The sequence below is a fragment of the Rhizobium deserti genome (genome assembly GCF_004358025.1).
Taxonomy (GTDB): domain Bacteria; phylum Pseudomonadota; class Alphaproteobacteria; order Rhizobiales; family Rhizobiaceae; genus Neorhizobium; species Neorhizobium deserti.
This window is the reverse complement of the sequence record NZ_SMTL01000001.1, coordinates 885,397-912,218: the sequence shown is the minus strand read 5'-3', so window position 1 is coordinate 912,218 and position 26,822 is coordinate 885,397. Positions and strand designations below refer to the sequence as shown.

Sequence of the window (26,822 nt, the reverse complement as noted above, 5' to 3'; positions counted from 1 at the left end):
TTTTTCCGCCGTTTCGGCACTTCAATTCGTCTCATTTTTCCACTAGCCTCCGGCGCAAAAGCATACCGGAGGCAAGGCATATTATGGCGAATGCGAAAGTGGATGATTTGGATGAGTCTGAAACAAACCGCAGCGGCTATCCCTACAAGCTTTCCAGCCCTGCTTCCTTTATCTGGACGATGGTCATCTTCCTGATCATCGTCGGCTTCGTCGCCGCCATCCTCTACAGGCAGGCTGCCCATGCCTTTCAAACCAATCCCGGCCTTAACGGGCTTATCCTCGGCGTCCTGCTGATCGGCGTCGTGCTTGTTTTCATGCAGGTGATCGGCCTCATGCCGGAGGTGCGCTGGTTCAATTCCTTCCGGGCTGCGGGCAGCGCCGACAAGGTCGGGCGCGAGCCTCGACTTCTGGCGCCGATGCGGACCCTTATCGGCAGCCGCCGCAAGATGGCACTGTCGACCAATGCCTTCCGCTCCATCCTCGATTCGATCGGTACGCGGCTTGACGAGGCGCGCGACACGTCGCGCTACTTGATCGGGCTACTGGTCTTCCTCGGTCTGCTTGGCACGTTCTGGGGCCTGATTGAGACGATCGGCTCGATCAGCAACGTCATCGGCGCGCTCGATCCGGGTTCCGGCGGTTCCAACGATGTTCTTGCCGCGATCAAGACTGGTCTCGCTCAGCCGCTGGCCGGCATGGGGACCGCGTTTTCGTCATCGCTGCTGGGATTGTCCGGCTCGCTGATCCTCGGCTTCCTCGACCTTCAGGCGGGCCGCGCGCAGAACCGCTTTTATACCGAACTCGAAAACTGGCTGTCTTCCGTCACCGATCTCGGTTCCGATATGCCGATCGGCGGCGAGACGTTGGCGAGCGGCGGCTCGTCGAAAGAGATCCGCGCCTTGACGGAGGAATTGCGCAACATCGCGAGCACCCAGTTCAGGGCGCCGGACGGCGCGCAGAACGAACGGTCGCTCGCCGCCATGGCGAACCTCGCCGAGGGCATTCAGGGCCTGGTCAAGAACATGCGCAACGAGCAGCAGATGCTGCGCGACTGGATCGAGGCGCAGCAGGAAGAATCGAAGGCCATGCGCCGCACCCTGGATCGCCTTTCCGACAAGATCGGGAGCAAATAATCGATGGCGCTTGGCAGAAATCGACGCCGGGAGCGAACTGTCGACTTCTGGCCGGGCTTCGTGGACGCGCTTTCCACGCTGTTGATGGCCATCATGTTTCTGCTCACAGTCTTTGTGCTGGCGCAGTTTCTGCTGAGCCGGGAGATCACCGGGCGCGACGAGGTCTTGAACCGGCTCAACAGCCAGATTGCCGAACTGACCCAGCTTCTGGCTCTGGAAAAGGGTAATAATCAGGATATGGAAGACCAACTCGCCAATCTCCAGACGTCGCTTGCGACGACGGAAGGCGAGCGGTCGCGGCTGCAGCAATTGCTGAGCCAGGGAACCGGCAGCAGCAACGCAGCAAATGCCCGCATCGGCGAGCTGACCGGCCAGCTCAATCAGGAGCAGCAGGTCACGGCACGGGCCATGAGCCAGATCGAGCTGCTGAACCAGCAAATTGCCGCTCTAAGGGCGCAGATTGCCGCTGTCGAACAGGCGTTGCAGGCTTCGGAGGCGAAGGATGCCTCCTCGCAGACGCAGATTGCCGACCTCGGCCGGCGGCTGAACGTTGCGCTTGCGCAGCGGGTGCAGGAACTCAACCGCTATCGTTCGGACTTCTTTGGCCGTTTGCGGGAAATTCTTTCCGACCGCGAGAATATCCGCATCGTCGGGGACCGCTTCGTTTTCCAGTCGGAAGTGCTGTTCCCCGTGGGCGGCAACGAGCTTGATGATGCCGGCCGCGTTGAAATGGACAAGCTCGCCGCGGCTCTCCTTGAACTTGCCAAGGAAATACCCGCGGAAATCAACTGGGTTCTGCGCGTTGACGGACATACGGATAATTCTCCGCTGTCGGGCAGTGGTCGCTATCGCGACAACTGGGAGCTATCCTCGGCACGTGCCACCTCGGTGGTGAAATATCTGATTTCTCGAGGCGTGCCTGCCAATCGTCTTGTGGCCGCCGGCTTTGGCGAATTCCAGCCGATCGCGCCGGGAGACACGCAGGATGCCCGCAATCAGAACCGGCGCATCGAGCTCAAGCTGACCGAGCGATAGGCCATGGCTGGCGACAAGGGAGATATGGACGCGCTGGTCAAAGCGGTGGCGGAAAGCCCAAAGCGCGACAACAGCGCTTATCACAAGGCAATGGCAGAGGCGCGTCAGGCTTTCGAAGATGCTGAGAAGATACTGGGCGCGCCTGTTCAGGTGCACACCAAGATGAAAACCAAGCGCAATGGCGACTATGTCGTGAAGTGGACTTTCAAGTCCTGCAAATAAGCGGTGCAGACGCGGGGAGCGCTCCGGAATTAGACTTCCTTCAATTGTTGAAGGAGGAGCTGCAGCCTGGGCGAGTCGGGCAATATCTTGCTCGGCTGGGGCTTCAGCATGTTTCTGTCGCTGAGTTCGAACTGGTACCAGTCGATCAAGGCCGAGGCCACGTTCACAGCAGCTTCGTTGTTCATGTCGACATGGTTTTCTTCGCACCAAGCCTCCAGAAATCTTTGCAGCAACTCCAGGTCGTCAGATTTCAGGGGAACTGTGGATGGAAACTCGTTTCGGTGAAGCATGAAAGCATTCCCACTTTGCTGGCCGGTCCGCCTATTGTTGTGTTCATCGCGGCATCCGGCTCAGAAGAAAGCAACCTCGATAATAGAGGTTTACATTGCCAAGCTTATGCAGAGCTTACTAATATGTGTTCGTTTCTGATGCTTTAAAGCAGTGTTCAGAGGTCGCCTGACCGACATTTGGCAAACCCTGAGAAGCACATAGGCCATCAAAAGATTGCTCTGCGTTTCATTCCATCGGTTGCGCTGGTTTGCTTCGCCGGTGAATGAGAGAATGCTTTTGTCGTCTTCTGGTTCCAGACAATACAGCGCAGGCGTGCAAATCACGACTGTCGAGCCCCGTTCTTCTTACAAAGCGGCTGGATCTATAGTGCCGTTGCTCTTTCACGCTCGAGATCGTGGAACTGCAGGCGTGCCAGCCGGGCATAAAGTCCGCCCTCGGCAATCAGGCTCTGATGGGTGCCTTCCTCGACAATCGTGCCATTGTCCATGACCAAGATGCGGTCTGCCTTCAATACAGTCGCCAGCCTATGGGCAATGACCAGGGTGGTGCGGTCCTGCATCAGGCCGTCAAGAGCCTTTTGGACCAATGTCTCGCTTTCCGCATCGAGTGCCGAGGTTGCTTCGTCGAGGAGTAGCACGGGCGCGTCCTTAAGGATGGCGCGGGCGATAGCGATTCTCTGGCGCTGGCCGCCCGACAGGGTGATGCCGCGTTCACCCGCCATCGTGTCGTAGCCATTGTCGAGCTGCGAGATGAACTCGTCGGCCTGCGCCGCAATGGCCGCCCTGCGCACGGCTTCCCTGCTTGCCTCTGGCACGCCGAAGGCAATGTTATCGTGGATGGAGGCGGCGAAGATGCTGACATCCTGCGGCACGATGGCAAACCTGCTGCGCAAATCGGCAAGCCGAACCTGTCGCAGATCTATCCCGTCCAGCGTGATGGCACCTGAAGTGGGATCGTAAAAGCGCATCAGGAGCGAGAATAAGGTGCTCTTGCCGGCGCCCGACGGGCCAACAATGGCAACGGTCTCACCTGGCTTGATCGTGAAGGAGAGAGCGTTCAGGGTAATTGCGCTGACACGGGCGGGATAGGCGAAGGATACGGTTGCGAATTCCACATGGCCGAGCGGCGGAACGGGAAGCGGAGTCGGATACTCTGGATCTCTGATCGCCGGAACCTCCTGAAGCAGTTCCGTCAGCCGCTCCGCAGCCCCCCCGGCGGCGGACAACTCTCCCCAGACTTCGGACAAAGTGCCGAGAGAGCTCGCTGCGATCACCGCGTAAAGTACGAACTGCCCCAGCGTGCCGGCTGTCATATCGCCCGACAGGACGTTTTGCGCCCCATACCAAAGCACCCCGACAATGCTGCCGAAGATCAGCAGGATGCCGAAGCCGGTCAGCAGCGCCCGCGCTCGGATCGCCTTGCCGGCGGCATCATAGGCGCTTTCAATGGCATGGCCATAGCGGTGGGCGGCGGCCGCTTCCCCGGTAAAGGCCTGAACCGTGCGCGTTGCTCCGATCGTCTCGGCGGCATAAGCGGAACTCTGGGCCAGCGTATCCTGCGCCGCACGCGAGCGCTTGCGGACAGAGCGGCCAAACCCGACGAGCGGGAAGACGATCAGCGGGATGGCCCCCAGCACCAGCGCGGAGAGCTGTCCGCTGGTATAGATCATCATGCCCATTGCCCCGAGACAAAGGATGGTGTTGCGCAGCGCCTGAGAGGCGGCGGATCCGAAGGCGGACTTGATCTGGGTCGTGTCGGCAGTAAGCCGCGAGACGATTTCGCCGGACTGGTTGACGTCGAAGAAGGAGGGCGACAGCCGCGTCACATGGGCGAAAACCTCTCGCCGAAGGTCCGCAACCACCCGCTCGCCGATGGTGATCACGTAATAGTAGCGCATGGCGCTGGCAATCGCGAGCAGGGCGCAGAGAACCAGCAGCATGGCAAAGTAGTTGTTGATGAACCGGCCATCCGAGGAAGCAAAGCCGTGGTCGACCATGCGGCGCACGGCCAGCGGGAGAGCGAGTGTTGCCGCCGCCGCCAGGATCAGAAAAAAGGTTGCGGCGGCAACCATCGGCCTGTAGCGCGAAAGGTAGGGAAGGAGCCTTGCAAGCGGCCTTAAAGTTGCACTCTTCGGCGACGTTTCTCCGGCTTCAGCCATTCCATCTCCATAGTCCTGGCGGTGCATTCTGGGCTGCACGGGGACTTGTACTCACACCGACCTTCCTGTATAGGCTCCGCATCCAATTGGGAAGCCGTGGCCGGACGGGTCTGCGGCTTCGTTTATTAAAGAGGGTTCTCGCTCGCGATCGCGACAAATGAACCTCGCAGAGCAGGAATATCGACATGAAGGCCAGCATTCATCCTGAATACCACGTAATCAAGGTCGTCATGACCGATGGTACCGAATACGAAACCCGGTCCACCTGGGGTTCGGAAGGCCAGACCATGAACCTAGAAATCGACCCTAAGTCGCACCCAGCTTGGACGGGCGGCAACCAGCAACTCATGGACCGTGGCGGTCGCGTTTCTAAGTTCAACAAGCGCTTCGGCGGCCTCGGCCTCTAATCCGCTTCTGGATTTTGTTATTAAAAGCCTGGCGAAAGCCGGGCTTTTTTATTGCCTTCGCTCATGGCGGGATGCGGCATTGCAGGATCAGCGCACAAACAAAAAGGCAGGCGCGAGGCCTGCCTTTTTCATATCCGCGTCTGTTTGTGTGCGACTAGTTGCTGAAAGCCGTGCGCAGCAGGCTCAACTGGGCGCGCACGCTGTTTTCGTTGTCGGGCACGACTGCCGGTTCGCTTGGGCGATAAATCTCGCGGTCGAGGAGCGCGATGCGGTTCTGCAGGCGCAGCGAGCGTTCGACGAGATCGCGGAAGCTTTCCGGCAGATCGAACCAGCCCGGCGCGCTGCGATCCACGTTGAAGCCGTCGAGGCGAACCTTGCTCTTTTCGGAAAGCACCTGGTCGCGGCTCATTTCGCCGTTGTTAACAGCGCGTTGCAGCAGGAGCCAGGAAGCCATCTGCATCAGGCGGGTCGTCAGCCGCATGGACTCAGCCGCATAAAGCACGGATGCCATGCGGGGCAGAACCTTCGAGGCTGTGCGTCCGGGACCGTCGAGATAACCTGCGGTCTCTTCGACAAGCGCCATGCCTTCCGTGTAAAGCCCCTTGAACTGCGAAGAGCTGGCAGCGCGGCCTGCGAAACTGACAGTATTCAATCCTTGATCCGACATGGAGATCTTCCTGCTAACGCATTCATAACAAGGCAATGGCGACAGTGGCAAAAAGTTCCGCCGCGCTCGTAACTGACCTGAATGTGATGCTTATAATGGAAATCCGCAAGGCGTTTCTTAAGGAAAGGTTAATACCCACAAGAACCGGTAAATATCCCCGATCTTCTTGGATTGGGACAGAAATTAATCTTCGTAAAGACCATTCGGCAGACGCGCGTTCAGCGCGAGCGGAGTTCGCGGGAGTGACTGCTGCGAGCAAGACAAAAAAGAAGAGCCGCGGAAGGGCGGCTCTCAAGGTAAAACAGGGAGAAATCAGACCATCGCCGAGAGGTGAACCTGTCTGAGTCCGGCAGAACCGAACCTCTTCATATTCTCTGTTAATGATGAATATATGCTTAAGGCCACGCTGGAATCTACTTGTTCGTCGGAGCCAGCCACCTATGATCGGAACAGGCTGTCGGCGGCACGGCGACCTGCCGCCTTTCTCTCCATCTCTGCTTCGAGGCGCAGGATCTCACTCTTTAGCAACTCCACGCGCGCGCCAAGCTCTTCGACGGAAAGCAAGGACAGGTCGGCCCCAATCTCATGGGCTGCGGGTTTCTTCGGCTGCTCGTTGTCAAACAGGCTCATCAGTTTTCCTTCCGATTTCCTTCCGTTGTCGTCGACGTGGTCTGGGCCCGCGGATCGAGTGAAAGGCTTTCCGGTGTCGACAATGGTCCATTGGCCGAAGGCGATGCCGTATAGACTTCGCGGTCTCCGGTCGGCACCGGCGCCCGCTGTCGGCTGCGGACGATTGCATAGGCCGTGATGAGGATGTGAGCTGCTGCGGTGACCGCAAACAGAGCGTAGGGCCCGGCCCAGCTCATGACCGGCCCCCCGAGGCTTGGACCGATGATTGTGCCGATGCCGTAGAGCAGCAGCAGCCCGCCGGAAACCTTGACGAAGTCCTCGGGCGCGGCGAAGTCATTGGCATGCGCGACGGCGATCGGATAAAGCGAATTGGCGGCTGCTCCGTAGATCGCCACCAGCACCACGATATCATAGACGCCGGCCGGTCTCATCAAGGCGACCGCTAGTCCGGCAAGTGCAGCCGCGGCCGAGAGCCCCGCAAGCACGTAGCGGCGGTCCATCTTGTCGGAAAGCCGGCCGGCCGGAAACTGCATCAGCGCACCGGCAAAGATGGTGATGCTGACCATGGCCGCAACCGAGCTTTGGTCGAGACCGGCACGCGTGGCAAAGACGGCGCCAAGGGTGCCGTAGGCGCCGTTGGCAATGCCGATCAGCAAGATGCCGACAAAGGAAATCGGTGAATTGCGGAACAGTCCCTTGAGATCGAGCCGAGCCCGTTTCAGCGGCTGGGGAGAGGCGGCTTTCGACAATGTCGTCGGCAGCGCTGCTATGCTGTAGAGAATGCCGCCGATCATGAACAAGGTCGGCGTTGACACATCGGCAAAGGGCACCATCAACTGGCCGCCGACGACGCCGAACAGGGTAATGGAAATATAGAGCGAAAAGATCGTACCGCGGCTCTCGCTGGTGGCCCGCTCGTTCAGCCAGCTTTCGATGATCATCGACGTGCCGGCGGTGCAGAAGCCGGTGATCGCGCGCAGGATCAGCCAGGCCGTCTGGTCGACAAGCAGGCCGGTCAACAGCACGTTGAGGCAGATCAGGGCAAGAAAGCTCGAAAAGGCGCGCACATGGCCGATACGGCGCACGACATTCGGCGCAACGAAACAACCAACGACGAAACCGGAGGCCCAGGTGGTCCCGAGCAAGCCCAATATCTCGTTGGAATAGCCTTCGATCGACCCACGGACCGGCAGAAGAAGCCCCTGAAGGCCATTGCCGAGAAAGAGGAAGAGCGTACCACAAAGAAGGGCGAGGACGGGGAGGAGATTTCGTCTCATATCGGATACTGTCAGCTCTCTCCGCTTAGGCGATCAATGCCGACCGGAGCGCGGCGGTTGCGCGCGACCAGTCTGGGCGTTAACGAAGGCGGGAGCGAAGTTCGGACATCGAATCCGCTCCCAACCTATCTGTGGTGGAGCGCAAAAATGTCCAGCCTGTGGCGACGAGGAAAGCCGATGCTTGCATGACGAAGCTGATCTCGGTCCTTCTCATGCTTGCTATGCTGATCCAGATCATTCGGCCGATCGGCCTGCCTGGCCTGCGGCGGCGCATGGACTTCTGGAAGCTGGCGCTTCTCGCCTTCGCGATCTGGACCATAGCCCTGCTTCTGCGGGAAGCAATCTAAGCTAGAATTGGAGCGGGCCCCCGTTACCAAAGCGCGGCCCCCGGTGATGCGGCAATCGGCATGGCGGGTCTGCGGCAGCGGCAGTGACACCAGCATGCCAATCGATGGATTGGGAACCAGCCGATCTTTGTGATGATTGTCATCAGCAAATGCAAATGCAAATGCAAATGCAAAGGCCGAGCCGTTGCCAGCCCGGCCAGTCTTCCTCCCATGGAAGCAAAAGGTGTGCAGGGCGAAAGCAAAATCCGCAGATCTCCTGCCACCCCCCGGAAACGCGTCAGACCTTGTTGACGCTTGCGGCGTAGATCTGACCGATGGTCTCGGCCAGGCTCGAGTTGAAGTCTGCATCGCTCATCGTGACGCGCAGGTTTTCGGCAAGGGCGCGTGAAAAGCTCGCGATCATGCCACGGTTATGGCTCAGCTTCTCGCAGGCATCTGCAGTACTGTAGCCGCCAGACAGTGCGACGACGCGAACCACCGACTTGTGCGCAATCAGGGGAGCGTAGAAATCGGCGATCGTCGGGATCGTCAATTTCAGCATGACGGTTTCGCCTGCGGGAAGCTTATCGAGTTGCTGCGCAATCTCGTCGCGGAGAATGGTTTCAGCCTCCTGCTTGGTCGTGCTCTTGATGGAGACTTCAGGCTCGATGATCGGCATGAGGCCTTGACCGATGATCTGGCGGGCAACCTCGAACTGCTGCTGCACGACGCCAGCGATGCCGGCCTTGTCGGCATGCGCGATGACCGAACGCATCTTGGTTCCGAAAATGCCTTTCTCGCGACCGCGGATCAGGAGAGCGTCCAGCTCGGGCATTGGCTTCATTGTCTGGGCGCCGTTTTCTTCCGCGTTCAGGCCCTTGTCGATCTTGAGGAAGGGCACGACACCGCGATCTTCCCAGAGATAAGCGGGAACCGGCTGACCTTTAACGTCTCCGTCCATGGTCCGCTCGAACAGGATGGTGCCGATAACCTTGTCGCCTGAAAAGGCCGGAGCGCTCATGATGCGGACGCGCATGGCGTGCATCAGTCGGAACATATCCTCGTCGCCCTGGTAATCGGACTCGGAAATACCGTAGAGACGCAAAGCTCCGGGTGTCGAACCGCCGCTCTGATCCAGCGCCGCTATGAAACCGGGCGCCGAGCTGATTTTGTCCAACATCTTCGCGTCCACCATACTACACTCCTGTCTTTAAGTTGGCGCCACGAGCGCCGACATCCCCAAGCTCTCATTCGCCGATAACAGATGTTGTTTTAAAGGGAAATGCCGAGCTAAATCCTTGAAACGATTGAAATGCGTTCAATCGTTTAAAATATCTAAATTATTGAAATCACTCTTGCCGGCGAAGCGCCTGAAGCTATTTCCAAGCGCTTCGTATTGTATCTAGGGCGCTCAGGCCGACTTCGACAGTACCGCGACGCCCGGCAGTTCCTTGCCCTCCATCCATTCCAGGAAAGCGCCGCCAGCGGTCGAGACATAGCTGAAGTCATCGATGACACCGGCATGGTTGACGGCCGCGACCGTATCCCCGCCACCGGCCACGGATGTCAGCTTTCCGGCCTTGGTCAAGGCTGCCGCATGCTTTGCGGCTGCGACCGTCGCCTTGTCGAACGGCTCGATCTCGAAGGCGCCGAGCGGACCGTTCCAGACCAACGTGGATGCCTTGGATATCCACTCGCTGACGGCTTCAACCGACTTGGGGCCGACATCGAGGACCATGGCGTCCGAAGGAATTTCCTTGATGTTGACGACCTCGTTTGCCGCACCGGCCTTGAACTCGCGGGCGATGACGCCGTCGAGCGGAAGCACGATGGCGCATCCGCCCGCTTTAGCTTCCTTCATGATCTCGCGGGCGGTATCGGCCAGATCATGCTCGCAAAGCGACTTACCGACATCAATGCCCTGTGCGGCGATGAAGGTGTTCGCCATACCGCCGCCGATCACCAGCGCATCGACCCTTTTGACGAGGTTCTGCAGCAGATCGATCTTGGTGGAAACCTTGGCGCCGCCGACGATCGCGACCACCGGACGGGACGGATTGCCAAGGCCCTTTTCCAGCGCTTCCAGTTCCGCCTGCATAGTGCGGCCGGCATAGGCCGGGAGATGATGGGCAAGGCCTTCTGTCGAGGCATGCGCGCGGTGGGCCGCCGAGAAGGCGTCGTTGACGAAGAGGTCGCCATTGCCCGCAAGCGCCGTTGTGAATTCTGGATCGTTCTTTTCCTCACCCTTGTGGAAGCGGGTGTTTTCGAGAAGCAGGATGTCGCCGTTCTTCATGCCGTCGATTGCCTGCTTGGCGTCAGGGCCGATGCAGTCGGAAGCAAAAAGCACCTTGCGGCTGAAGACCTCGTTGACTGCAGACACGATCAGCGACAGCGACATGTCGGCCACCGGCTCGCCTTTCGGGCGGCCGAAATGCGCGAGCAGGATGACCTTGGCGCCCTTGCTGGAAAGCTCGAGGATCGTCGGAGCAACGCGTTCGATCCGGGTTGCATCCGTAACCTTGCCGTTGGCAACAGGGACATTGAGATCCACGCGCACCAGGGCGCGCTTGCCTGCGATGTCGGTGAGGTCGTCAAGGGTTTTGAAGGCCGGCATGATTAGATCCATTCATTGGGGAAATCGAGCGGACCATACTATGCCTGATCAGCGACGCAAGAGCCGTCCAGCATGGGAAAGGGGCGGGGTGCAGTCATCAAGCTACAGGCTTCAGCCTTCATGGCGCTCCGGTACCGTCTTGCCGCGATACTTGCGCAAGCGGTCTCGTATCCGATGGGCAATTTCGCGCATATTGATGAAGATCGGCAGATTGGTCGCGGGCTCGACCGGCTCCAGCGAGATGCCGATGGAGCGGATATGGGCCAGTTCGTCGAGATCGCGAACGATCAGGATGACTGATCCGAAACGCGTGCGGTCGGCGTAATCGGCGTGGCCGCCGAGCCTGTGGTTCATCAACTCGCCGACCGTCATGTTCTGCTCGGCGGGTAGAAGAAGACCGGGCCCGTAGGCGGCATCCAGTTCCTTGGCTGGCCGACTGGGTGAAATGGAGAAGGCGCCGAAGATTTCCGCGTCATCCTCTTCGACCGGAACGCGGCTGGCAAACACCCTGTCGAGCAGTTTGATATAGGTCGGCGTCACGAACAGATAAACCTGGTCTCCCTCTCTCAGCCGGCCGGCATATTGATAGCGGATGCTGCGCCCGTCGCGGATCACCAGCGAAGGCATGGCCCAGCGCGGAATGCGCTCGCCGAGCAGGATGGGGCTGTCCTTGATGACGCGGTAGGACACGAGTTCATGCGTCGCCTTGCCCGGCAGGTCGAGCTCGACCTTGTCCACGGCACCGATCCTGGGTGGTATGATTAGCCCTAGATATTCGGCAACCGGGCGGATGGTCCAGCCTTGTAGGAACAAGGAGACAAGAACGATGATGAACGTCGTGTTGAAAAAGAGGGGACCGTTTTCCACCCCGCTCATGATCGGCATGATGGCCAACAGAATGGAGACGGCGCCGCGCAGGCCGACCCAAGCAACGAAGCCAATTTCCTGCTGCGTAAAATCGTAGGGAAGCAGGCTCAACCAAACGGCGATCGGCCGGGCCACAAAAATCAGGAAGAGGGCGAGCCCGATGGCCGGCAGGAGAATGACGGGGAACTGCGAGGGCGTCGCCAGAAGGCCGAGGACCAGGAACATGATGATCTGGGCAAGCCAGGTGAGGCCCTCATTGAAGCGGATGATCTGCTGCTTGGCGAACATCCGCTTGTTGCCGGCATAGATGCCAGCGACGTAAACGGCCAGGAAGCCGCTGCCGCCCATCGTGCCGGTGAACGAAAAAACCAGCAGTGCCAGCGCCAGCACGAAGATCGGCGCCAGTCCGCGGTCGGAGGTGAAGCGGTTCAAGACCCAGACGATCATCATGCCGCCGAGCAGGCCAAAGATGACACCAAGACCCATTTCCTCGATAAAGAGCATGAGGAAGTGCAGGTTGAGACCGGAAAAGCCCTGGCCTGTGGCGACCAGCTCGGCGAGCGCGACAGTGAGAAAGATCGCCATCGGATCATTTGTCCCGGATTCCACTTCCAAGGTCGAGCGCACCTTGTCACGGATATTGATGCCGCCGATGCGCAGCAGGAAGAAGACGGCTGCCGCATCAGTGGAGGCAACGATCGAGCCGAGAAGCATGCCTTCCAGCCAGGTGAAGCCGAGGAGCAAGGTGGCGCCGAAAGCGAAGATCACCGATGTCAGAACGACGCCGACCGAGGCAAGCGTCATGGACGGGATGGCGGCGATCCTGAAGGAATGAACGGGCGTGCTGAAGCCGGAGTCAAAAAGCACAATGGCCAGAGCCAGAGAGCCCAGCATGAAGGTGAAGGGGTAGTTTTCGAAACGGATGCCAAGGCCGTCGACGCCCGCAAGCAGGCCGATGGACAGGAAGACCAGGAGGAGAGGCGCGCCAAAGCGGAATGCAAGGAGGCTTGAAAAGGCTGCCGCCAGCACCAGCACCGTGCCGACCAGCAGGATGATGTAGAATGCCTCCAATAGATCGGTCCTTCCGCTTGCAGCACTGCCGTCGCAGGATCCTCGTTCGCAGACCCCGCTGATCATCGGAGCCTGTGCCTTGGCCGCAATGCGGCTTCCGGAAGAATGGGACTATTCCTGGGAGCCAGGAGAATCGGTGCGACGTGCCGATTAGGCCGGAACAAATCCGGCAAGAGAAGGGCAGGGGGCCAAAAAGAAGGGCGGACCGGAGCTTTTCCGTTCCGCCCTTCGCAGACTGCAGTCAAGCGCCACCGATCGCCGCTTCTCAATGGCGATCGTTGGTTTTGATCAGATCAATTTCGCAAATGCCACTGCCGTGTCCGACATACGGTTGGAGAAGCCCCATTCGTTGTCGTACCAGGTCAGAATGCGCACGAAATTGCCTTCCATGACCTTGGTCTGGTCAATGGCGAAGATCGACGAGCGCGGGTCATGGTTGAAGTCGCGCGATACGAGCGGCTCTTCCGTATAGCCGAGAACGCCCTTCAACGGACCGTCGGCTGCCGCCTTGATGGCCTCGTTGATTTCCTCGACGGTCGTGTTGCGCTTGGCGACGAACTTCAGGTCGACGACCGAGACATTCGGGGTCGGAACGCGGATCGACGATCCATCCAGCTTGCCTTTTAGTTCCGGCAGCACCAGGCCGACAGCCTTGGCGGCACCGGTCGACGTCGGGATCATGGACAGGGCTGCGGCGCGTGCGCGGTACAGGTCCTTGTGCATCTGATCGAGCGAGGGCTGGTCATTGGTGTAGGAGTGGATCGTGGTCATGAAGCCATGGTCGACGCCGACGAGATCGTTCAGGATCTTGACGACCGGCACCAGGCAGTTGGTGGTGCAGGACGCGTTGGAGATGACCATGTGGTCCTTGGTCAGCTGGTCGTGGTTGACGCCGTAGACGACGGTCAGGTCGGCACCATCGGCCGGAGCCGAAACGATGACGCGCTTGGCGCCGGCGGTCAGGTGGGCCGCAGCCTTATCACGGGCGGTGAAGATGCCGGTGCATTCCAAGGCGATATCGACACCCAGTTCGCCATGCGGCAGGGTGGCCGGATCCTTGATCGCGGTAACCCTGATCTTCTTGCCGTCGACGACGATGGAGTCACCCTCGACCTTCACGTCGTTCGGGAACCGGCCGTGGATCGAATCGTAGCGGAGAAGATGGGCATTGGTTTCGACCGGGCCGAGATCGTTGATGGCAACGACCTCGATGTCAGTGCGGCCGGATTCGACGATGGCGCGAAGAACGTTGCGGCCGATGCGGCCGAAACCGTTGATGGCAACCTTGACTGTCATGTGCATTCACTCCCTGGGAACGGCTTTGTTGTCAGAGGTGAAGGCGCCCCGGTCCATTTTGGCGAACGCGAGGCGCACTCCATTCAGAGCTTGGCTTCGGCGGCAGCGACCACCGCTTCGGCAGTGATGCCAAAATGCTTGAAGACATCCTTGGCCGGGCCCGAGGCGCCGAAGCCCTTCATGCCGACAAAGGTGCCTTCCGGTCCGATGAAGGCATCCCAGCCTTCACGGACGCCCGCTTCGACGGCGATCTTGACCGGCGACGTGCCAAGAATCTCGCGGCGGTATTCGTCGGTCTGTTCGAAGAACAGGTCCGTCGAGGGAACCGATACGACGCGGGTGCTGACACCCTTTTCTTCGAGCGTCTTGGCGGCGGCGACGGCGAGTTCGACTTCCGAGCCCGACGCGAAGATCGTTACCTTGGCATCGGCATTGCCAACCAGGGTATAAGCGCCCTGCTTGCAGAGGTTCTTTTCGCTGTATTCGGTGCGCACTGCCGTCAGGTTCTGACGGGTTAGCGCCAGGCCGGACGGGCGGTCCTTGGTTTCGATGGCGATCTGCCAGCATTCGGCTGTTTCGGTCGCATCTGCCGGGCGGAACACCATCAGGTTCGGAATGGCGCGCAGGCTGGCGACCTGTTCCACCGGCTGGTGCGTCGGACCGTCTTCGCCGACGCCGATGGAGTCATGCGTCAGAACGTGGATGACGCGGATGCCCATCAGCGAGGCCAGGCGGATCGGCGGGCGGCAATAATCCGAAAAGATCATGAAGCCGCCGCCGTAGGGGATCAGGCCGCCATGCAGGGCGACGCCGTTCATGGCCGAAGCCATACCGTGCTCGCGGATACCCCAATGCATGTACCGGCCGGCGAAATCCGTCGGCGTGATCGAATGCATCTGGCTGGTCTTGGTGTTGTTCGAGGGCGTCAGGTCGGCGGAGCCACCGAGCGTTTCCGGCAGGAAGCCATTGATGACTTCAAGCACGTCTTCGGAAGCCTTGCGGGTTGCAACCGTGGGCTTGCTGTCGGCGAGCTTCTGCTTGTACTGGCTGATCGCAGCGTCGAAGCCCTGCGGCAGATCGCCGGCGAAGCGGCGGGTGAATTCGTCACGGTTCGGGTTCGAGGCGAGCCTGTCTTCCCAAGACTTCACCAGATCCGCGCAACGGGTGCCGGCGGCACGCCATTCGGACAGCACGTCGTTGGGAACGACGAAAGGCTCGTACTCCCAGTTCAGCGCCTTGCGGGTTGCGGCGATCTCATCCGGTCCGAGCGGCGAGCCGTGCACCTTGTGACTGCCGGCCTTGTTCGGCGCGCCGAAACCGATCACCGTCTTGCAGGCGATGAAGGTCGGGCGGTCCGATTTGTGAGCCTGTTCGATCGCATCGGCGATGGCGGCTTGGTCGTGTCCGTCGATCTCGATCGTATTCCAGTGCACGGCCTTGAAGCGGGCGATCTGGTCGGTCGAGTCCGACAGCGAAACCGCACCGTCGATCGTGATCGAGTTATTGTCCCAGAACAGGATCAGCTTGTTGAGCTTCAGGTGCCCGGCAAGCGCGATCGCCTCATGGCTGATGCCTTCCATCAGGCAGCCGTCGCCGTTGATCACATAAGTATAATGATCCTGCAGATCGGAACCGAATTCCTCGCGCAGCTTGCGCTCGGCAATGGCCATGCCGACGGCATTGCCAATGCCCTGACCGAGTGGGCCGGTCGTCGTCTCAATGCCGGTGGCGTGGCGATATTCAGGGTGACCGGCGGTCTTAGAGCCGAGCTGACGGAAACCCTTCAAATCGTCGACCGTCATGTCCGGATAGCCCGTCAGGTAAAGGAGCGAATAAAGCAACATCGATCCGTGACCGGCCGACAAAACGAAGCGATCGCGATCCGGCCAATGTGGCTTCGTCGGGTCAAACTTCAGGTATTTGGTGAAAAGAACGGTTGCGACGTCGGCCATGCCCATCGGCATGCCGGGATGGCCGGAATTCGCCTTTTCGACGGCATCCATGGCCAGAAAACGGATCGCATTTGCCATCCGGTCGTTTTGTTCGCGAGAAATCATGGCTAATCCAATGTGTCCGAGTGTCGGTCACGGCCCTGTCAGAGAGCCATGTTGGGGAGCGCCTGATCCTTATCAGCTGCATCGGGCAAGTCAACAAAAGCGCAGGTATGATGACGCCTTAATGACGACATTCGCTGCTGCCGGCATGACGGCAAAGGCAGCGGCCGATGCCAACTGCGATGGTCGATCCACAGTTTGCTGCCATTGTCCTGCCGTGCGTTTGTTGACCGCACCAAGGCCGGTGAATAGTCTGCACTGCGTGTTGGCGACCGGCCCGTGGCGATTCGGGTCGCCTGCAGCATCGACAGGAAAAGGGCGAATGCCGGCGGAAAAGACCTTGGATGTGGCGCTCTCGGAGCTCGTGGGAGCGATCGGAAGCCTCGAAAACGCTGTTGATGCGCGCATAGAACGGCAGCGGGAAAGCAGTGAGGTCGAAGGCGAGGTCAGGCGGGTTCATGCGGACCGAGCCCGGCTGGCGCAGGAGCTCGATCAATCGCAGTTTCGGGCCAACCGGCTCGAAGAAGTCAACCGCGAGGTTTCCCGGCGTCTGGTGACGGCGATGGAGACGATCCGCGCCGTGTTGGACCGCTAAGGACGAAGTATGGCGCAGGTTACGGTCACCATCGACGGCAAGGCGTACCGAATGGCCTGCGAGGAAGGCCAGGAAGACCATCTCTCCGAGTTGGCCGACCGGTTCGACCGCTATGTCGGCCATTTGAAGAGCCAGTTCGGCGAGATCGGCGATCTCAGAATCACCGTCATGGCCGGCATCATGATCATGGACGAACTTTCGGAGACGAGCCGGAAGATCGGCGCACTCGAAGCCGAACTGGACGCGCTAAAATCGAACCGCGAAGGGGCGGCCGAGAAACAGCAGCGCAGCGAACAGCAGATGGTTTCCGCCGTGACCGAGCTAACGGCAAGGCTCGAAACCCTTACAGCGAAGTTGAACGGGCGGGTTACGGCTCCGGTCAGTTAAAAAACTGGCGCCTTGCCACTGGCGCATATCCTGTTTGCTTCTTATATTGCCTTTGCGATCTGCGCCTCTCGACAGGAACCACAATCCCTGGGGCCATACTCGATCCAAAGGGAGCTGTCCCTGGCCAGGCCCGTGGGCTTGGACATATGGCGCCCACCTACGTTTGTAGGCACCCAGGATCGTAAACATCCACCGGTTGCCGCGGATCGCGCTTCAATTTTGTTTAACCCGAAACCCGACGGGTTCAGGCGACCCAATGATATGGGTTGCGCCCAGCGCGTAAGGCCGAGTGTCCGCGATCTGCGACGCATTCAATCCATGACCGGGACAGCAGCGTTACGCGCTGTTGGGCACATTATCTGTTGCTCGAAGATCTCGCGACAGGAGCGGCTAGTGCCCGCTGTGTATCACCCTCCGGAGCGAAGCATGGCTTTTAAGACCTGGCCGCCGGCATTCCGCCTGCCGGCTTGACAAGCGTTACGCGACGCTCGACTAGTGGCCGTCTTCTCAATTGACGGCCAGTTCATGCCTTTCTCAAACACGACTTTCGCCCGATCATCGCTGCTGATGCTGTTGGTGGGTGCAGCCATCCTCCTTGGCATCGTCCTTTCCTCCTTCTTTCTCGCCCAGATGACGAGGAGCTATTTCGACGATGTGACCAAGCTTCGGGCGGTGAGATCGGCATCCGCCGACCTGCTGCTCTTGGTCCAGGCGGCCGAAACCGGCCAACGCGGCTATCTGCTGGTGCAGGACCAGGCTTTTCTGGAGCCTTACCGCAAATCGATGACCGCCTTGCCGGCGCAGTTGGAAAAGCTTGAGCGCACCGCCGCCAACCAGAACACCGTTCCTGTTCCTGTCCAGGATATCCGCCGCCTGACCTCGCAGAAACTAGCCGAGATGCAGTCGACGCTGGAGCTCGCGGAAAAAGGTGACGTGCAGGGTGCGTTGGCCATCGTTCGCGATCAATCAGGTCGGGAAGCGATGGAGCAGATCCAGTCGACCATCGCCAGCGTCGTTTCGCAGCTTGACGGACACCTTGTTTCCGGCATCGAACAGCTCCGCAGCAGCTCGGACTCGTTGCTTTGGTTCACTGTCGGCGGCGGCCTGCTGATCATCCTGGTCGTTGGCGGATCCATTCTCGTCGTCGGACAGCATGTGCGCGAGCTTTCGCGAGCGCAGGCGGAAGTCGAGCAGTTGAATGCAGGACTGGAGGAACGGGTCAACGAACGGACGGAAGATCTTATCCAGGCCAATCGAGAGATCCAGCGCTATGCCTATATCGTTTCACACGATCTTCGCGCGCCGCTCGTTAATATTATGGGCTTTACCAGTGAGCTTGACGCGACGCTGAAATCCATCCGGACCTATGTGCTGGCCGAAGGCTCCGCACTGACGGAAGCCGATGTGCGCGAAGCAAGGCTCGCCGTGGAGGAGGATCTGCCTGAAGCGATTGGCTTCATCCGGTCATCCACGAAGAAGATGGACGCGCTCATCAACGCGATCCTGAAGATTTCGCGTGACGGTCGCCGTGAGCTGAAGCCGGAGCGCCTTAATCTCGGTGAGCTTCTGGAAAATACAGCTGCCAGTATATACCATCAGGTCAGCGACGCCGGCGGCGAGGTGAACATCTCGGTCGGAGCGGCCAAGGGGCTGGTAACCGACCGTTTTTCGATGGAGCAGATCTTCGGCAACCTGTTCGACAACGCGGTCAAGTACCGGCATCCAGATCGGCCATTGCATCTGTCCGTAAAGGCCATACCTATGGGCCGAGGCGCCGTGCGCATCGAGGTTGCGGACAATGGCCGAGGTATTGCTCCGGAAGACCATGAACGGGTGTTCGAGCTTTTCCGCCGCTCTGGCGTCCAGGATCAGCAGGGCGAGGGCATCGGTCTCGCCCATGTTAGATCATTAGTTAGAAATTTAGGCGGCGAGATTACGGTGCAGTCCACATTGGGCGGGGGAACGACCTTCATCATCCGCCTCCCCACCGATTTATCCCAATATGTCAGGAGTAACGGGTCATGAAAGCAGCCGGTAAAGAAGTCACGATTGTCATGGTTGAGGACGACGAGGGTCATGCTCGTCTGATCGAGAAGAACGTTCGGCGCGCCGGCGTCAACAACGAGATCGTTCCGTTCACCAACGGCAATGCCGCCCTCGACTTCATCCTCGGCCCGGACCGGTCTGGCGCCATCAACGAGGATCGCTATCTCCTGATCCTGCTCGACCTTAACCTCCCTGATATGTCGGGTATTGACATCCTGGAGAAGGTGAAGTCCAACGCCCATGCAAAGCGCCTGCCTGTGGTCATCCTCACGACCACAGACGACGAACGCGAAATCCAGCGCTGCTATGATCTCGGCGCCAATGTTTATATTACCAAGCCGGTTGAATACGACAGCTTTGCCAATGCCATCCGACAGCTCGGCCTGTTCTTTGCCGTGATGCAGATACCGGGATAATATCGAGAAGCGATGCCGCAAACCATTCTCTATGTCGACGACGATTTAGCGCTTGCCCGCCTTGCCGAACGTCATTTCCGACGGGCCGGCTATGAAGTCGTGCATGCCGCGGATCAGGCAGCCGCAATGCAGGTCATGGCAGAGGGCGACATCGATGCGGTGGTTCTCGATCATTATCTCAAGACAGGCATCGGTCTCGATATCCTGCACCAGTTGAAAGACCAGGGTTCCGATATCCCGGTGATCTACGTGACCGGATCGAGCGATGCCACGATCGCCATCGATGCTCTGAAAAGCGGCGCATCCGATTACGTTATCAAGACGGTCGGCGAGGAATTCTGGCCGCTGATGGAAAGTGCCATCGCACAGGGCATTGCCAATGCCGATCTGCGTCGCGCCAAGGAAAAAGCCGAGCAGGAAATCCGGCTGGGCAAGGAACGGGCGGAGGTCCTGCTCGCTGAGGTCAACCACCGTGTCGCCAACAGTCTGGCACTGGTGGCCGCGCTGATCCGCTTGCAGGTTTCCAGCAGCAAGAACGAGGACGTCAAGGCGGCGCTTTCCGAAACGCAAGCGAGAATCACCGCGATAGCCGGAATGCACCGCAGCCTTTATACGTCGGACGACGTGCGTCAGGTGGAGATGGACAAGTATCTCGGCACCCTGGTCCGCGAGGTTCAGGGTACGGTCAACGACCAGCAGGGGCCTTCCATCAAGCTCGATGCCGAACCTATCTCGTTGACATCGGACCGAGCCGTGTCTGTGGGCATGATCGTCACCGAACTGCTGACGAATGCACTAAAATATGCCTATCCTGCTGGGACCGAAGGCGAAGTGCGGGTGCTGCTGCGGCAACAGGATGACGGTAAGGCGCTTTTGTCCGTGGAAGACGACGGCATTGGCTGGCGGGAAGGCGACGCGCCCAAGGGCACAGGTCTCGGCAGCCGTATCGTCAAGTCCATGGCGTCGACCCTGGGCTCGACAATCCATTATGTTCCTCTGGCCTCCGGCACCCGGGCGGAACTTCTGCTCGACGTGCAGGTGTCGCTATAATCGGCACTTATGTGTTCCAACCATTGCAATGCCTCTGCTCGGACCCTATGATTTCGACCATGCGAGTGAAGGTGCGCAGCGACGAGAACCGTTTCCGGCTCTCCGAACAGCGTGCGAAACTGCGCTGACTTTTGCCGATATGGCGAAGGGCCGCGGTCTGCTTGAGGCAGCGCAACCGGTTTCGCGTGCAGGTTATTGTCCCAGTTGAAGAGCTTCTCTTGTTAACCGAAATTCTCATCGTCATTGCACTCACCGTCTTGAACGGCGTCCTGTCAATGTCGGAACTCGCGGTTGTCTCGTCGCGTCCCATGCGCCTGAAGGTCATGGCGGAACAGGGCAATCACGGCGCAGCCACGGCTCTCCAGCTGGCCGAGGATCCGGGCCGGTTCTTCTCCTCCGTTCAGATCGGCATCACGCTGGTCGGCATCCTGTCCGGCGCTTTTTCGGGCGCAACTCTTGGTGCAAGGCTGACGACTTGGCTGGAAGCCCAGGGCATGGCTGAAAACCTTGCCGACTGGCTCGGCGTCGGCACAGTCGTCGTCCTCATCACCTATCTGTCGCTGATCATCGGCGAGTTGGTGCCGAAGCAAATTGCCCTGCGAGCGCCCGAAACCGTGGCCGCCCGGGTCGCTCCTTCCATGAAATTGCTGGCCACGATGGGAGGACCGATCGTCTGGCTCCTGGACGTGTCCGGTCGGCTGATTCTCGGTCTCCTGGGGCAGCGGGGGGAGTCGGGCGAAAAAGTCACCGACGAAGAAATTCGTACCGTGCTTGCCGAAGCGCAGAGCGCCGGTGTGATCGAGACCGAGGAATCGGCGATGATTTCCGGGGTCATGCGGCTTGCCGACCGTACGGCGCGTGGCCTAATGACGCCGCGCCGCGACGTCGAGGTGCTGGATACGGAGCATGACGCCGACGAGCTGCGTGCCCAGCTGCGGGCAACGTCGCGTTCCCGGCTGCCGGTACGCAAGGGAAGTTCCGACGAAATCCTTGGGGTGCTCTTCGTCAAGGACGCCTATGATTTCATGGCCGGCGGCAGGAATTTCGACATCGAAACCATTATGCGCGAGGCGCCGGTGGTGTCCGATCTGACCGGCGCGCTCGACGTCATTCAGGCGCTGCGCAAGGCCCCGGCGCATATGGTTCTGGTTTTCGACGAGTATGGTCACTTCGAAGGGATCATCACCTCCGGCGACATTCTCGAGGCCATAACCGGCGTCTTCCAGGAGGACGAGAAAGAGGAGCCCGCGCTGGTGCAGCGGGATGACGGGTCGTTTCTGGTCGCCGGGTGGATGCCGGTCGATGAATTTGTCGATCAGATGGGCTTCTCGGTTGGCGATGATCCCGATTTCGAGACCGTTGCGGGCTTCGTGCTTGACGAGATGAAGCACCTGCCGGAGCTCGGCGAGAGCTTCACGAAGAACGGCTGGGTCTTTGAAGTTATCGATCTTGACGGGCGCCGGATCGACAAGCTGCTGATCCGCCGGGCTGCGGAAAAGGCGTGATGGCCGGCGCGGAACGGAAGGCCGAACTGCGGAGCGAGCGCTTGTCGCTCCGGGATTCGATCCCGCAGATCGAGCGGATCGAAAAGAGCCTCGCGATTGCCACACATGGTGCAACGGCCATTTCACTGGATCAGGGAGCAGTCGTGTCCGGCTTTCTGCCGATCCGCTCGGAGGCCGATATCCGGCCGCTGATGACGCTGTTGAGGGACCGCGGCGCCAGGCTCTGTGTCCCGGCAATCCTCGACAAGCAGACCATCGTCTTTCGTGAACTTCTTCGCGGCGCGGAACTGGTGGCGGGCACATTCGGCACCTTCGGTCCCAGCCCGGAGGCTCCCGAACTTGACCCGCAGATCATGTTGGTGCCGCTATCCGTTTTCGACGAAAGAGGCCATAGGATCGGTTACGGCGGCGGCTATTATGACCGCGCCATCGAACGCCTGCACCAAAAAGGCTTGAAGCCCCTGTTGGTCGGCATTGCCTTCGACTGCCAGGAAGTGGCATCAGTTCCCAACGAACCTCACGACATCAGGCTCGACGCGATCCTGACGGAGAGCGGATATCGCCGCTTCGACCTAAGCTCGGCGCACGATTGACTGATCTAGATTAAGGATAAGCATGCGTCTTTTGTTTCTCGGTGATATGGTCGGCAAAACCGGCCGGACGGCGGTTTGGGAAAAGCTGCCGAGTCTGGTTTCCGACCTGAAGCTCGATTTCGTTATCGTCAATGGCGAAAACGCCGCCGGCGGCTTCGGGATCACCGAAGATATCTTTCTTGAAACGATCAATGCCGGCGCCGATGTGGTGACGACCGGCAACCATGTCTGGGACCAGAAAGAGGCTGTTTCCTTTGCCAGTCGCCACGACCAGTTCCTGCGTCCTGCCAATTATCCGGCTGGCACGCCTGGCAAGGGGTCAGGCGTCTTCTATGCCCGCAACGGCGCACGCGTTATGGTGGCCAACATCATGGGCCGCGTCTTCATGCATCCGGAACTGGACGATCCCTTCAAGAGCGCCGAGGCGATCCTTGCAGCTTGCCCGCTCAAGGAGCAGGCAGATGCGATCATCTTCGACTTTCACGCGGAAGCGACCAGCGAAAAGCAGTGCTTCGGGCATTTTGTCGATGGCCGTGCCAGCCTCGTCGTTGGCACGCATACGCATGTGCCGACCGCCGACTGCCAGATCCTGAACGGCGGCACTGGCTATATGTCGGATGCCGGGATGTGCGGCGATTACGACTCGTCGCTCGGGATGGAAAAGGAAGAGCCGCTCAACCGCTTCATCTCGAAAATGCCGAAGGGCCGCTTCGAGGCGGCAAGCGGCCCTTCGACGATCTGCGGCCTCGGCATCGAGATTTCCGATGCCACTGGCCTGGCGGAAAAAATCGAGCCGTTGCGGATCGGACCGAGGCTGGCGGAAACCATTCCTTCGTTCTGGCGGTGACGGAAGGTTCGGCGCAGTAGTCTGCTATAGTCGGCTGCTGCAGCAAGCGGTACCGGCCGGCTAAAGCGTTTCCTCAAACAGGGTCAGCAGGCGCTTAAAGTGCCGCTCGGATCCCGCCTCGTCATAGATGCTGTGGTCGGGAACCGTCCAACCATGGGCCATGCCGATATAGTTCTCGATGGCATGATCAACGCCGCCGATGCGAAAGGCTTCTGCGAGGCGGGCCGACTGCTCCGGCGGGAAGCTGTTGTCGACGCCGGCCACGCCGACATAAACGCGGGCCTTGATCCGGTCCGCCAGCCGGTGCGGGCTGTCTTCCGCTTCGCTTGCGAGATTGCCGCCATGGAAACTCGCGACGGCCTTGATGCGGTCGGGATAATTGGCTGCCGCCGTGATGGCGCGGCCGCCGCCCATGCAATAACCGACCGCACCAATATCGCCGGTTGCACCTTCGGATGTCAGGGCCTGAATAAAGGCGGCACTGTCCCTGGACGTCAGGTTCTGGCTGGTCGCGCGCATCATGCCCATGATCTGGGCCTTACTGTCTTCCTGCGCAAAGGCAGTTTTGGCATCGAAAGGCCCGTAGCTGCCGGCCCGGTAGAAAAGATCGGGGACAAGCACGATGTAGCCGGCATCGGCAACGCGCTGTCCCATCCAATACAGCGCCTCGCGCGGACCGAAAGCGTCCATGTAAAGAATGACTCCGGCCCTCGGAGCCGCACCGCCTTGAGGCTTGATCAGCATAGCGGCTGCCGTGCCGTCGGCGGTCATGATCTGAATACTGGTCTTCATCGATTATCCTTTCTGCGGTGAAGCCGGCAAAGGCTCCGGTCTTTCAATAGAATTTTCCAGTGCCTCCACCAATGACAGAATTGTGAGAGTGGGGCCGCACTTGGCGCTAGACCGGCAAATGGCCTTGCCGCATCCTCCTTCGCAAGCTTGAGAATAAACGCGCTGTTTGGGGGTAGCATGAGGCTACGAGCTCTGGCATTCGGTTTTGGCATCACGCTGCTGTCGGCTTTGGGCGCTCATGCACAAGCCACCGACCCGCCGATCAGTCAATGTCAGGCCATCGCACAGGTGTTGCCTCGCGCGACCTTCGCAAGCTTCCGCCCGCCGGGGATCCAGGTCGCACAGACAAGAAACGGCCTCAGGATGGCGGCAAAACAGGAGGTGAAGATCACCTTCGTAGGGCATTCCACCTATTTCATCGAGAGCCCGGGCGGGATTGGCGTCGCCACGGATTATAGCGGCGTCTACCAGCCGTACCGCGTGCCGGACGTCGTGACGATGAACAAGGCACACTCGACCCATTTCACGCTGAATCCCGACTTCAGGATCGCGCATGTCCTGCGCGGCTGGAGCGATGTACCAGGGGAGAAGGTGGAACACCGGCTGATGGTCGGCGACGTTTATATCCGCAATGTCGCCTCGGATATCCGCAGCTGGGGAGGCGATGTCGAGACGAATGCCAATTCGATCTTCATCTTCGAGGTTGCAGGCCTCTGTATAGGGCATCTGGGCCATCTGCATTTCGAGCTCAACGAGGACCAGTATACTCAGATCGGCCGCCTCGACGTTCTGATGGTGCCGGTGGATGGCGGCCTGACTATGGGAGCCGACAGCATGAGCCGGGTCGTGCAGCGGCTGCGCTCGTCAATTATCCTGCCCATGCATCGCTGGGGGCCGCCGCTCGACAGTTTCCTCGCCATGTTCGACGGAAAATTCGATATCGCCTATGCCAAGGAACCGGTGATGCGGGTTTCCGTCCGCTCTTTACCAAAGAAGCCGACAATCATGATTCCGCAGGGGCTATGACGCCCCTGCATGCTCTCGTCGCTAGTACTGCGGAAAGGTAAGGTGTTGCTTGACGCCAACCTCGGGAACCTTCTCGTCGTTCAGGTTGGCCTTGGCGACCTCCCATCCGAATTTCAGCGTGCTGTCCGTCGACGCCCAAATTTCGGCATCGTCGACCCGTAAGGCCAGCATGGTCAGGAGCGGATCGTCCTTGCCGTGCTCGTACCAGGCGGCGGTCACGGCGCTCCAGTATTCGTCGATCTTGTCGCGGTCGGCGCGCACCTCGATCCTGCCCGAGAGGCATGCGTGATAGTCGTGGTCCTTGCCGACCACGCAGAAATGAGCCCGGCTGCCGGTTCCGATCGATTGCACCAGGTCGGTATCAGTTTTTGTGTAGAACCAGATCGTGCTGGTCTTGTAGTCGGCGTTCGGCGACATCGGCTGAAAATGCGTGTGGGATCCCTGGATGCCCAGCATGCCGGCATGGATCTTGCCGATCTCGTCCCAGAGCTGGCGTTCCGGTGCTTCACGCGCTTCGGTCAGGCTTACCATAGGGGGTCTCCCTTGTTGTTTTCTCCGGCAGAAAACGGGGAGGCCGTAGCTTTGTTCCTCCTGTGTTGCGAGCCCGCGGCCCGAGAGGCCAGCCGGCTGCGCGAAATGCCTTGAACGGTCACAACATCGAAATTATAAGGCGCCATTCCAAACGAACCATAGCGTCAGGGTTGTCATGGCCGGCCATTCACAGTTCAAGAACATCATGCACCGCAAGGGCAAGCAGGACGGCATCCGGTCGAAGATGTTTTCCAAGCTTGCACGCGAAATCACTGTTGCTGCAAAGACTGGACTTCCTGATCCGGCCATGAACGCAGCGCTGCGTCTGGCTATTCAGAATGCCAAGGCCCAGTCGATGCCGAAGGACAACATCGATCGTGCCATCAAGAAGGCATCTGGTGCCGACGCTGAGAACTACGATTACATCCGCTACGAAGGCTATGGTCCGGGCGGCACGGCGATCATCGTTGAAGCGCTGACCGACAACCGCAACCGGACTGCGTCCAATGTGCGGTCAATCTTTACCAAGGGCGGTGGAACGCTTGGCGAAACCGGCTCGGTGTCCTTCTCCTTCGACCATCTAGGCGAGATTACTTACAAGCCGTCCGTCGGGGATGCCGACAAGGTAATGGAAGCGGCGATCGAGGCGGGTGCGGACGACGTAGTGTCGGACGAGGATGGGCATACGATCACCTGCGCCTTCGAAAGTCTCGGCGAAGTCTCCAAGGCTCTGGAAGCGGCGCTCGGCGAAGCCGATACTGTTAAGACGGTCTGGAAGCCGCAGAACACCATCGATGTGGACCAGGAAAAGGCCGAGTCGTTGATGAAGCTCATCGACAGCCTGGAAGACGACGACGACGTTCAGGCTGTGTTTTCCAACTTCGAGGTCTCGGAAGAGGTCATGGCCAGGCTTTCCGCCTGATCCGGAGCTCGTTCAACTGATCTAAAAAGGGTGCCGCGGGCGCGGCACTTTTTGACTTATAACC

27 protein-coding genes and 1 other RNA gene are annotated in these 26,822 nt (G+C 59.6%); 16 read left to right on the top strand and 12 right to left on the bottom strand.

Annotated features, from left to right (window positions below; all coding sequences use genetic code 11):
* The first annotated feature begins 83 nt into the window (after nucleotides 1-83).
* The 3 genes from E2F50_RS04400 to E2F50_RS04390 are packed head-to-tail and all read left to right on the top strand — an operon-like array spanning nucleotide 84 to nucleotide 2,390.
* Nucleotides 84-1,133: a flagellar motor protein MotA gene (locus tag E2F50_RS04400; RefSeq protein ID WP_133314816.1), complete on the top strand. Its 1,050-nt coding sequence runs from the start codon at nucleotides 84-86 to the stop codon at nucleotides 1,131-1,133.
* Between the two features lie 3 nt (nucleotides 1,134-1,136).
* Nucleotides 1,137-2,168: a peptidoglycan -binding protein gene (locus E2F50_RS04395; RefSeq protein ID WP_133314815.1), complete on the top strand. Its 1,032-nt coding sequence runs from the start codon at nucleotides 1,137-1,139 to the stop codon at nucleotides 2,166-2,168.
* Between the two features lie 3 nt (nucleotides 2,169-2,171).
* Nucleotides 2,172-2,390, top strand: coding sequence for a hypothetical protein (locus E2F50_RS04390; RefSeq protein WP_133314814.1), 219 nt, complete (start codon nucleotides 2,172-2,174; stop codon nucleotides 2,388-2,390).
* A gap of 29 nt (nucleotides 2,391-2,419) precedes the next feature.
* Here E2F50_RS04390 and E2F50_RS23295 read toward each other — a convergent pair whose 3' ends face one another.
* Entirely contained in the window at nucleotides 2,420-2,680 is a 261-nt protein-coding gene (locus tag E2F50_RS23295) for a hypothetical protein (RefSeq protein ID WP_210234586.1), read from the bottom strand.
* Between the two features lie 362 nt (nucleotides 2,681-3,042).
* Nucleotides 3,043-4,839: an ABC transporter transmembrane domain-containing protein gene (locus E2F50_RS04385; protein WP_133314813.1), complete on the bottom strand. Its 1,797-nt coding sequence runs from the start codon at nucleotides 4,837-4,839 to the stop codon at nucleotides 3,043-3,045.
* A gap of 185 nt (nucleotides 4,840-5,024) precedes the next feature.
* Between E2F50_RS04385 and rpmE the strand changes: the two genes are divergently transcribed.
* The gene (gene rpmE, locus E2F50_RS04380; RefSeq protein ID WP_133314812.1) at nucleotides 5,025-5,246 is read left to right on the top strand and encodes a 50S ribosomal protein L31; all 222 of its coding nucleotides are present in this window, start codon (nucleotides 5,025-5,027) and stop codon (nucleotides 5,244-5,246) included.
* A 154-nt stretch (nucleotides 5,247-5,400) separates the two neighbouring features.
* Here the strand turns inward: rpmE and rcdA are convergent, their stop codons facing one another.
* The 3 genes from rcdA to E2F50_RS04365 all read right to left on the bottom strand — a co-directional run bounded on the left by rcdA (nucleotide 5,401) and on the right by E2F50_RS04365 (nucleotide 7,820).
* The gene (gene rcdA / locus E2F50_RS04375; RefSeq protein WP_133314811.1) at nucleotides 5,401-5,913 is read right to left on the bottom strand and encodes a protease adaptor protein RcdA; all 513 of its coding nucleotides are present in this window, start codon (nucleotides 5,911-5,913) and stop codon (nucleotides 5,401-5,403) included.
* Nucleotides 5,914-6,351: 438 nt separating this feature from the next.
* Nucleotides 6,352-6,543, bottom strand: a complete 192-nt coding sequence (locus E2F50_RS04370; protein ID WP_133314810.1) for a DUF1192 domain-containing protein — start codon at nucleotides 6,541-6,543, stop codon at nucleotides 6,352-6,354.
* Nucleotides 6,543-7,820, bottom strand: coding sequence for an MFS transporter (locus E2F50_RS04365; RefSeq protein WP_133314809.1), 1,278 nt, complete (start codon nucleotides 7,818-7,820; stop codon nucleotides 6,543-6,545). Before E2F50_RS04365 ends, E2F50_RS04370 begins: the two co-directional genes overlap by 1 nt.
* A gap of 185 nt (nucleotides 7,821-8,005) precedes the next feature.
* On the opposite strand from E2F50_RS04365, the gene E2F50_RS23150 reads away from it, so the two are divergent.
* Nucleotides 8,006-8,167 carry a hypothetical protein gene (locus E2F50_RS23150; protein WP_202615403.1) on the top strand — a complete coding sequence of 54 codons (162 nt, stop codon included), beginning with the start codon at nucleotides 8,006-8,008 and terminating at the stop codon, nucleotides 8,165-8,167.
* 277 nt (nucleotides 8,168-8,444) lie between these two features.
* Here the strand turns inward: E2F50_RS23150 and E2F50_RS04360 are convergent, their stop codons facing one another.
* The 5 genes from E2F50_RS04360 to tkt all read right to left on the bottom strand — a co-directional run bounded on the left by E2F50_RS04360 (nucleotide 8,445) and on the right by tkt (nucleotide 16,051).
* A complete protein-coding gene (locus E2F50_RS04360; RefSeq protein WP_133314808.1) occupies nucleotides 8,445-9,341 on the bottom strand; it encodes a fructose bisphosphate aldolase in 897 nt (298 codons plus the stop codon).
* Between the two features lie 216 nt (nucleotides 9,342-9,557).
* Nucleotides 9,558-10,760, bottom strand: coding sequence for a phosphoglycerate kinase (locus E2F50_RS04355; protein ID WP_133314807.1), 1,203 nt, complete (start codon nucleotides 10,758-10,760; stop codon nucleotides 9,558-9,560).
* 111 nt (nucleotides 10,761-10,871) lie between these two features.
* The gene (locus E2F50_RS04350) at nucleotides 10,872-12,698 is read right to left on the bottom strand and encodes a potassium/proton antiporter (RefSeq protein WP_133314806.1); all 1,827 of its coding nucleotides are present in this window, start codon (nucleotides 12,696-12,698) and stop codon (nucleotides 10,872-10,874) included.
* Between the two features lie 288 nt (nucleotides 12,699-12,986).
* A complete protein-coding gene (gap, locus tag E2F50_RS04345; RefSeq protein ID WP_133314805.1) occupies nucleotides 12,987-13,994 on the bottom strand; it encodes a type I glyceraldehyde-3-phosphate dehydrogenase in 1,008 nt (335 codons plus the stop codon).
* Between the two features lie 83 nt (nucleotides 13,995-14,077).
* Nucleotides 14,078-16,051, bottom strand: a complete 1,974-nt coding sequence (gene tkt / locus E2F50_RS04340; RefSeq protein ID WP_133314804.1) for a transketolase — start codon at nucleotides 16,049-16,051, stop codon at nucleotides 14,078-14,080.
* A 319-nt stretch (nucleotides 16,052-16,370) separates the two neighbouring features.
* Here tkt and E2F50_RS04335 point away from each other — a divergent pair, with 319 nt between their 5' ends.
* The 9 genes from E2F50_RS04335 (at nucleotide 16,371) to E2F50_RS04295 (ending at nucleotide 23,487) form a co-directional block, all read left to right on the top strand.
* The gene (locus E2F50_RS04335) at nucleotides 16,371-16,643 is read left to right on the top strand and encodes a DUF4164 domain-containing protein (protein ID WP_133314803.1); all 273 of its coding nucleotides are present in this window, start codon (nucleotides 16,371-16,373) and stop codon (nucleotides 16,641-16,643) included.
* Between the two features lie 9 nt (nucleotides 16,644-16,652).
* Nucleotides 16,653-17,030 (top strand): cell division protein ZapA, encoded by a 378-nt coding sequence (locus tag E2F50_RS04330; RefSeq protein ID WP_133314802.1) that lies wholly within the window; start codon nucleotides 16,653-16,655, stop codon nucleotides 17,028-17,030.
* A 53-nt stretch (nucleotides 17,031-17,083) separates the two neighbouring features.
* Nucleotides 17,084-17,242, top strand: a non-coding RNA gene (gene ssrS, locus E2F50_RS04325) — 6S RNA.
* Between the two features lie 313 nt (nucleotides 17,243-17,555).
* Nucleotides 17,556-19,055 carry a sensor histidine kinase gene (locus E2F50_RS04320; RefSeq protein WP_133314801.1) on the top strand — a complete coding sequence of 500 codons (1,500 nt, stop codon included), beginning with the start codon at nucleotides 17,556-17,558 and terminating at the stop codon, nucleotides 19,053-19,055.
* Nucleotides 19,052-19,492 (top strand): response regulator, encoded by a 441-nt coding sequence (locus E2F50_RS04315; RefSeq protein ID WP_133314800.1) that lies wholly within the window; start codon nucleotides 19,052-19,054, stop codon nucleotides 19,490-19,492. The genes E2F50_RS04320 and E2F50_RS04315 overlap by 4 nt, the downstream gene beginning before the upstream one ends.
* 12 nt (nucleotides 19,493-19,504) lie before the next feature.
* Entirely contained in the window at nucleotides 19,505-20,542 is a 1,038-nt protein-coding gene (locus tag E2F50_RS04310; protein ID WP_133314799.1) for a sensor histidine kinase, read from the top strand.
* Nucleotides 20,543-20,760: 218 nt separating this feature from the next.
* On the top strand, nucleotides 20,761-22,047 hold the full coding sequence (locus tag E2F50_RS04305; RefSeq protein WP_133314798.1) for a hemolysin family protein: 1,287 nt from the start codon (nucleotides 20,761-20,763) through the stop codon (nucleotides 22,045-22,047).
* Nucleotides 22,047-22,640 (top strand): 5-formyltetrahydrofolate cyclo-ligase, encoded by a 594-nt coding sequence (locus E2F50_RS04300; RefSeq protein WP_133314797.1) that lies wholly within the window; start codon nucleotides 22,047-22,049, stop codon nucleotides 22,638-22,640. The genes E2F50_RS04305 and E2F50_RS04300 overlap by 1 nt, the downstream gene beginning before the upstream one ends.
* 22 nt (nucleotides 22,641-22,662) lie before the next feature.
* Nucleotides 22,663-23,487: a TIGR00282 family metallophosphoesterase gene (locus E2F50_RS04295; RefSeq protein ID WP_133314796.1), complete on the top strand. Its 825-nt coding sequence runs from the start codon at nucleotides 22,663-22,665 to the stop codon at nucleotides 23,485-23,487.
* Nucleotides 23,488-23,547: 60 nt separating this feature from the next.
* Here the strand turns inward: E2F50_RS04295 and E2F50_RS04290 are convergent, their stop codons facing one another.
* Entirely contained in the window at nucleotides 23,548-24,279 is a 732-nt protein-coding gene (locus E2F50_RS04290) for a dienelactone hydrolase family protein (protein ID WP_133314795.1), read from the bottom strand.
* Nucleotides 24,280-24,456: 177 nt separating this feature from the next.
* On the opposite strand from E2F50_RS04290, the gene E2F50_RS04285 reads away from it, so the two are divergent.
* On the top strand, nucleotides 24,457-25,305 hold the full coding sequence (locus E2F50_RS04285; protein WP_133314794.1) for an MBL fold metallo-hydrolase: 849 nt from the start codon (nucleotides 24,457-24,459) through the stop codon (nucleotides 25,303-25,305).
* 21 nt (nucleotides 25,306-25,326) lie between these two features.
* Here the strand turns inward: E2F50_RS04285 and E2F50_RS04280 are convergent, their stop codons facing one another.
* On the bottom strand, nucleotides 25,327-25,836 hold the full coding sequence (locus E2F50_RS04280; RefSeq protein WP_133314793.1) for a pyridoxamine 5'-phosphate oxidase family protein: 510 nt from the start codon (nucleotides 25,834-25,836) through the stop codon (nucleotides 25,327-25,329).
* 175 nt (nucleotides 25,837-26,011) lie between these two features.
* Between E2F50_RS04280 and E2F50_RS04275 the strand changes: the two genes are divergently transcribed.
* On the top strand, nucleotides 26,012-26,758 hold the full coding sequence (locus tag E2F50_RS04275) for a YebC/PmpR family DNA-binding transcriptional regulator (protein ID WP_133314792.1): 747 nt from the start codon (nucleotides 26,012-26,014) through the stop codon (nucleotides 26,756-26,758).
* Nucleotides 26,759-26,822: the final 64 nt, after the last annotated feature.